This window comes from Bartonella queenslandensis AUST/NH15 (genome assembly GCF_000312585.1).
GTDB classification, from domain to species: Bacteria; Pseudomonadota; Alphaproteobacteria; order Rhizobiales; family Rhizobiaceae; genus Bartonella; species Bartonella queenslandensis_A.
Genome location: NZ_HE998005.1, coordinates 25,025 through 32,317, shown reverse-complemented (window position 1 = coordinate 32,317; position 7,293 = coordinate 25,025). Strand labels below are relative to the sequence as shown.

At 37.7% G+C, this 7,293-nt stretch carries 4 protein-coding genes; 1 reads left to right on the top strand and 3 read right to left on the bottom strand.

Annotated elements, in window-relative coordinates:
- Positions 1 to 768: 768 nt before the first annotated feature.
- Positions 769 to 2,562: an aspartate--tRNA ligase gene (gene aspS / locus BN338_RS06470; protein ID WP_039760224.1), complete on the bottom strand. Its 1,794-nt coding sequence runs from the start codon at positions 2,560 to 2,562 to the stop codon at positions 769 to 771.
- A 133-nt stretch (positions 2,563 to 2,695) separates the two neighbouring features.
- Between aspS and rnd the strand changes: the two genes are divergently transcribed.
- Entirely contained in the window at positions 2,696 to 3,850 is a 1,155-nt protein-coding gene (gene rnd / locus BN338_RS06465; RefSeq protein ID WP_039760222.1) for a ribonuclease D, read from the top strand.
- A 273-nt stretch (positions 3,851 to 4,123) separates the two neighbouring features.
- On the opposite strand, the gene ppx is transcribed toward rnd, so the two are convergent.
- Both ppx and BN338_RS06455 read right to left on the bottom strand, forming a co-directional pair.
- Positions 4,124 to 5,641: an exopolyphosphatase gene (gene ppx, locus BN338_RS06460; RefSeq protein WP_039760219.1), complete on the bottom strand. Its 1,518-nt coding sequence runs from the start codon at positions 5,639 to 5,641 to the stop codon at positions 4,124 to 4,126.
- Positions 5,642 to 5,647: 6 nt separating this feature from the next.
- A partial coding sequence (locus tag BN338_RS06455) for an RNA degradosome polyphosphate kinase (RefSeq protein ID WP_039760216.1) occupies positions 5,648 to 7,293 on the bottom strand: 1,646 nt, incomplete at its 5' end.

The following is a 7,293-nucleotide window of genomic DNA, read 5'->3' as shown; positions in this document are numbered from 1 at the left end:
ACATAAACCAATTTGAATATAGATTATTCTAAACAAAAATCTTATTAAAAGCTTTGCCAAATTCAATAATATAATTTAACGACTTACAAAGAGTTATTTCATCCTTTGGAAATGACAAAAGCACCGTTCAAACATCATCTCCGATTACAAAGAGATGATTGTATAGCAACGCCATCCAGTTTTTCTATGAAAAACCAAAAAATGTTCAAAGCTTATACACGTCCCCAAAGTTTAAATCCATAAGATGCAAAAATGCATTACTCTCATAAATATGAAGAGATACAATTATCTTTTACAACATTGCAAAAACTTCAAAAATATAAATAATATATTGATATATAAAGATAATTAATTTATCATTTAAATGAAACTTCTGGGTATTATAAAGTTTTCTTATTTCCAATTTATTCATAATAAATCAATCACAATCATTTCCCTGCTTATCACAAAAGGAAAGAGCAAATATCCAAGCAAGAAATAAAAATGCTGAAACCATTTGCATACTAGAGGGTAGAATGACGGCTTACCCTTTATGGAGAACGATTTTTATACCACTCATGAGGTTTTGAGTTATATCCTTCACGAGCAGCTAACATCGTAAAACGAGATCGACTGCATTGAGAGATATTTCTTTAAAACAATCCCCTTTAAGGATTAACAACGATAGCACTTTTTGGCCCCCCTAAATCTAGAAACAATACATATTCCCTTGAGAGGCATCAAAACTTCACGCTACGGAGAAAAATGATAAAAATCCATAAATCAGCATTATGAACTATTTTTGTGAGCAGGAACCATGCGGATTCCTAAATCACGTAATTGTGTAGAAGAAACATCAGACGGAGCACTCATCAAAAGATCAAGTGCCTGTTGATTCATAGGAAATAAAGCAACTTCACGTAAATTTTTAACACCTTGCAGCAACATAATGATGCGATCAATTCCTGCAGCCATACCACCATGTGGTGGCGCCCCATAATGGAAAGCACGGTAAAGACCACCAAAACGATCTTTTACAACGTCCTTAGAAAGCCCTACAAGTTCAAAAACTTTAAGCATCATTTCTGGTAAGTGATTACGAATTCCACCAGATGCAATCTCATAACCATTACAAACAAGATCGTATTGAAAAGCTTTAAGTGTAAGAGGATCTTGACACTCAAGAGCATTTTCTCCCCCTTGAGGCATAGAAAAAGGATTATGTGCAAAATCAATCTTTTTCTCATCTTCATTCCATTCAAAAAATGGAAAATCAACAATCCACGCTAAAGAGAAACTCTCGCTATCAACAAGATCTAATTCTTCTCCTACCCGTTTGCGTGCTGCTCCAGCAAAAGATGCGAATTTTTTGGGATCCCCAGCCACAAAAAAACAAGCATCACCACTTTCAAGTCCAAGTTGTATACGAAGCGCTTCCGTTCGCTGCTCACCAATATTTTTGGCGATAGGCCCTGCTCCTTCAAACTTTCCTTCTTCCTTGCGCCAAAAAATATAACCGAGCCCTGGTTGCCCCTCACCTTGTGCCCATATATTCATACGATCACAAAAAGCACGACTTCCCCCCGTTTTAGCCGGAATAGCCCATACTTGTGCATTCTTATCATTTTCTAAAATCTGAGCAAAAACTTTAAAACCAGAATTATAAAAATGCTGAGAAACATCTTCCATAATGATCGGATTACGCAGATCAGGCTTATCAGAACCGTATTTCCGCATTGCTTCATCATAAGAAATGCGAGGAAAGTTTTGTGTCACAGTTTTTCCATCGGCAAATTCTTCAAAAATAGAACGCATAATGGGTTCCATAGTTGCTAAAACATCTTCCTGCTCAACAAAACTCATTTCAACATCTAATTGATAAAATTCACCAGGAAGACGGTCAGCCCGCGGATCTTCATCTCTAAAACATGGCGCAATTTGAAAATAACGATCAAAACCTGACATCATCAACAACTGTTTATATTGCTGTGGTGCTTGCGGTAGCGCATAAAATTTTCCCTGATGAACACGACTTGGAACCAAAAAATCACGCGCACCTTCCGGCGATGATGCTGTCAAAAGTGGCGTTGTAAATTCCGTAAAACCATTATTTTGCATAGCCCGTCTCATAGCTGCAATAATTTCAGTCCGACGCATGATATTTTTGTGCATAGTCTCCCGACGCAAATCAAGAAAACGATATTTTAACCGAATATCTTCTGGATAATCAGGCTCACCAAAAACCGGTAAAGGAAGCTCTTCAGCTTTTGAAAGAATTTCTACCTCTTGTGCAAAAATTTCAATCTCACCTGTTGGAAGCGTTGCATTAATAACCTCATCAGAACGTGCACGCACTTCCCCATCCACACGAATAACCCATTCAGAACGCACTTTTTCAATGACTTTAAAAGCTGGCGAAGCAGGATCCGCAACAATTTGTGTAATTCCAAAATGATCACGCAAATCCACAAAAAGAATTCCTCCATGATCACGAATACGATGAACCCATCCAGAAAGACGAACTTGTGTTCCTACATCACATTTACGAAGAGCCGCGCAATGATGACTGCGATAACGGTGCATGTTTTTTTGCCTTTGATTATAATATTCACATGCGCTACAAACGCTTTTTAAGTACCATTTGTCAAGATATGAGAATAAAAACGCAAAAATAAAATCAATAAAAGACAAACTTAATCTATCGAATTATAATAAAATGATGAATCTTATTACACAAACAGAAAATCTTGAAATTGCACTTAACGCTCTGCGTACCTCTGATTTTGTAACAGTCGATACTGAATTTATCCGCGAAACAACTTTTTGGCCTCAACTTTGTTTAATCCAGCTCGCATCACCAGATGTTACAGTTCTGATTGATCCCATAGCACCAGATATTGATTTACGACCATTTTTTGACCTTATGATCGATAAAAAAATTGTCAAAGTTTTTCACTCTGCCCGCCAAGATATTGAAACGATTTATTATCTTGGAGGCGTTATTCCTTCCCCTCTCTTCGATACACAAATAGCAGGATCAATTTGCGGATTTGGTGATTCGATCTCCTATGATCAAATTGTACAACGCTGTACGGGGCATCATCTTGATAAATCCTCCCGCTTTACAGATTGGAGTTGTCGCCCCCTATCTGAAAAACAACTGCTCTACGCCCTTGCCGATGTAACCTACTTAAGAGATGTTTACCTCCTCTTAAAAAAAAGGTTAGAAAAAAATAAACGGGCTCATTGGATGGATGATGAAATCACAATCCTCTTAAATCCTAAAACCTATGATATACCAGAAGATGAAGCATGGAAAAAAGTAAAAGGAAAAGTTAAAAAACCGCGTGAACTTGCTGTATTACAAAAGATAGCAGCTTGGCGTGAACGTAAAGCACGAAAATACAATATGCCACGTCGTCATATCATGAAAGATGAGTGTCTTATAGAAATAGCAACCCAACAACCAAAAGATGAAGCTGCGTTAAAACGGTTACGCAGTCTTCACAAGAATTGGGATAAATACTCAATTGCGTCGTCATTAATCAAGGCTGTCCACGAAGGTTTAGAGGTTGATCTTTCTACTTTACCCCCTATTCCTAAACATAATCCACTCAACGATACGACATCCGCTGCTATCGATCTGCTCAGAGTATTATTAAAACTTGTTGCAAACGAAAACAGTATTGCCCCTAAAATTATTGCAACATCTAATGATTTAGAAAAAATCGCCAATGGAGGAATAAAGAAAAATATTCCCGCTATGAATGGCTGGCGCTATGAAATATTTGGTCAAAAAGCTGAACAACTGCTAAAGGGACAGATAGGGTTTTACTTTAACAATGGAAAAATAAGTACAAAACAGCTTTAATTTATATTTCCCCCACATATCTGAGATTTCCATAAGATCCTCTAAAGAGGGTTTTATTTTATGTCAAAATGAATGCAAAATTAAAAGCGTACCTCATTACAACAAGAGTAGCCTAGCGTAATAGAAAAGCATGAAAAGATAATGTCTTACATTGTCCTATCATATAAAAAGTTCTTATCGAAACTGCAATCCAATCATTAAAAATGAACGAGCCTAGAAATTAAAATAGCTAACCTTTTAAGATATAAAACGCGAATAAATTAGAAGGAAAAATCAAAAAATTTCAAAAGAAAGAGGTTGTTTTATTAATTTTGATAACTTCTTTAATCGTCCAAGAGGACGTTCTCCCAATAATCCAGCGTAACTTTTTGGAATCTGTAAAACAATATGATCTGCTTTTTTATGCCAAAATAAATGAGGTAAAATTCCTGCAACAGAAGCGCTAAACAGATGAGCAATACGCATCGTTTCCCCAAGAATACGTGCTTTCTCAATTATATTTTGCGTTGCTAATTGAAAAATGGGAAGAGATTCTTTATCAATCAGTAAACTCGTATTGCGAAAGAAAACAGCAAGCGCTGCATAAAGACGCCCCTCATGAGAAATTCCTGGATAAGATCCTAATGCTATCTGATTGGCTGCTTCATTGCCTCGATAATCTGGATGTATACGCCAACCAATATCCGCAAGAAGACAAGCCGCTTGACGATAACGGCATTCATTTTCGGTTTCTGAAATTCCAAAAACTTTAAAGGCATTCGTCGTAAAATCAATAAGTTCTTCTGCCTGTTTTGGTGAACGTGCCCGTAAAATAGCCATTTCTGTGCACGCAGCAATGAGAGGGTCTGAAAGTCGAATTGCCTGCGGCAAGCGTGAATAAAGAAAACCTTCACGAACACCAGCACCAGAAAAAATGATCTTTTCAAACTCCATACACTGAATGAGTTCAATAAGGACAATTGCCCCATACGATAAAAGTTTCCGACGATTCTGTGAAACCGCCGCAATCCCTCTCATATTATCAATATTGCCGCTTGCTACAAGGTGTAAAAAGCTCTCCATTTCAGCGGATTCAACTTCATAGCCATGCATAACAGGAAGCCGATAGTGTTTCATTGCCATATGGAGTTTTGCCAAATTACGCCATGTCCCCCCTACGGCATAAAAATCACGTGCTCTACCTTTACGCGTACGCGCAATAGAAGATTTATAAAATTGCTCATGTACAATTTTTGCAGCGATAGCATTATCATTATTTGACATATACTGCAGCCGCAAACCACCTAATGGAAGCGTTATCCCTTCACCGACATCAGAATGATCAATATCAATCAATTCGAGACTTCCACCCCCAAGATCCCCAGAAATACCCTTTGGTTGATAAAAAGTAGAAACAACCCCATAGGCTGAATACATAGCTTCTTCACTTCCTGAAAGAAGATATATTTTATTTTGTAAAGTATCTTCAGCACTTTGAATAAATGCTACACCATTTTTTGCATCTCGTGCTGCTGCCGTTGCTAAAGTATAGACCTCATCTGCTCCAATCTGTTGACAAAGCGTACGAAATCGTTTCAACGTTTGCAACGCCATTTTCATCGATTTTTCTTCTAAAAATCCCGTTTTTGCAACACCATGACCGAGACCACAAAGAATCTTTTCATTAAACAAAACCGTTGGTGAGCGAACAAGCCCCTCATAAATCACCAACCGAACAGAATTCGATCCAATGTCAATAACAGCAACAGGCTTACGCCCTTTTAGCCGACCTTGAGCATCTCTATATGTCATTGGATTTCAGTCTTTATGCATTTCAGCTTGTTGCCGATGCAACGCAACCAAGCGCGAAATGGAGGATTCAAAAGACTCATTTTTCCCCGCAAAACCTGTATTGGCCATAAAATACTCCTGCGCATTAAACGGACTTTCACCTCTCTGCGGTGTGATACGTTTCGATGTTCCGTCTTTAAGTATATCAAAGCTTTGTTGATTATCAATGAGATTAGCGATCATAATTTGTAAAAGAATCTTCTGTCGCACCATTTTATTAAAAACTGGAACCAATATTTCAATACGGTAGTCTAGATTACGAGGCATCATATCAGCAGAGCCTAAGTAAACAAGTGCATTTTCATTGGGCAAATCCTGACCATTCCCAAAACAAAAAATGCGACTATGTTCAAGAAAACGCCCTACGATTGATTTTACACGAATATTATCTGAAACTCCTGGAATACGAGGACGTAAACAACATATCCCCCGTACAACCAAATCAATTTGTACCCCTGCTTGGCTAGCACGATATAAAGCATCAATAATTTCAGGATCAACCAATGCGTTCACTTTGATCCAAATAGCAGCGAACTTTCCTTGTTGTGCATGAGCAATTTCCCCTTCAATATGCTCTAAGATACGGCTACGCAATGTTAAGGGCGAAAAAGCAATCTTCATTGTTTCATGTGGACGCTCATATTGCGCAATATAATTGAACAACAACACAACATCACGAGCGATATCATCATCCTTGGAAAAAAAAGAAAGATCAGTATAAGTTTTAGCATTAACGGGATGATAATTTCCTGTACCAAGATGAACATAAGAACAAAGGCGTTTTCCTTCACGTCTCACAACTAGAGACATCTTAGCATGTGTTTTTAAGGTAATAAAACCAAAAATAACTTGAACCCCAGCACATTCAAGATCCCGTGCCCAGCGAATATTAGCTTCCTCATCAAAACGTGCTTTAAGTTCTACCAAAGCAGTCACAGACTTCCCCCGTTTAGCAGCTTCAATCAAAGCGCTAACAATTGGGCTATCATTTGATGTACGATAAAGTGTTTGTTTGATTTCCACAACATCAGGATCGCAAGCAGCTTGACGTAAAAATTGTACCACAACATCAAATGTCTCATAAGGGTGATGAATTACGATATCATTCTCACGAATAGCCGCAAAACAATCTCCATTATGTTTATGAATAGATTCTGGAATACGAGGGACATAAGGAATAAATTTGAGATCATCACGAGAAATAGAAACGATCTCTGATACCCTATTAAGTGCCAAAAATCCATCAAGAACATTAATACAGTTATCAGGAACAGCAAGACAACTCGCTATAAATTGGCACAAATTTTCTGGCATTTTTGCGTCAAATTCAACGCGAATAACCTGCCCACGCCTCCGCCTTTTAAGAGCTTTTTCAAAAAAATGAACAAGATCATCAGCTTCTTCTTCTACTTCAATATCGCTATCCCGAATCACTCTAAATGTACCCATTCCATTAACCTCATCGTTAGGGAATAGATATTTGATAAAAAGATAAATAGCATCTTCAGACGCAACAAAACGAAAATGATGCCCCTCTTGAGGAAGAAGGATAAAACGCCTCAAAAGCATTGAAATAGGCAATAACATTATACGTAGTGCGTGTTGCTCCGTCT

Bases quoted from the DNA above. Each gene is read 5' to 3' on its own strand.
- aspS (WP_039760224.1), bottom strand. From the start codon at position 2,562: ATGCACCGTTATCGCAGTCATCATTGCGCGGCTCTTCGTAAATGTGAT.
- rnd (WP_039760222.1), top strand. From the start codon at position 2,696: ATGATGAATCTTATTACACAAACAGAAAATCTTGAAATTGCACTTAAC.
- ppx (WP_039760219.1), bottom strand. From the start codon at position 5,641: ATGACATATAGAGATGCTCAAGGTCGGCTAAAAGGGCGTAAGCCTGTT.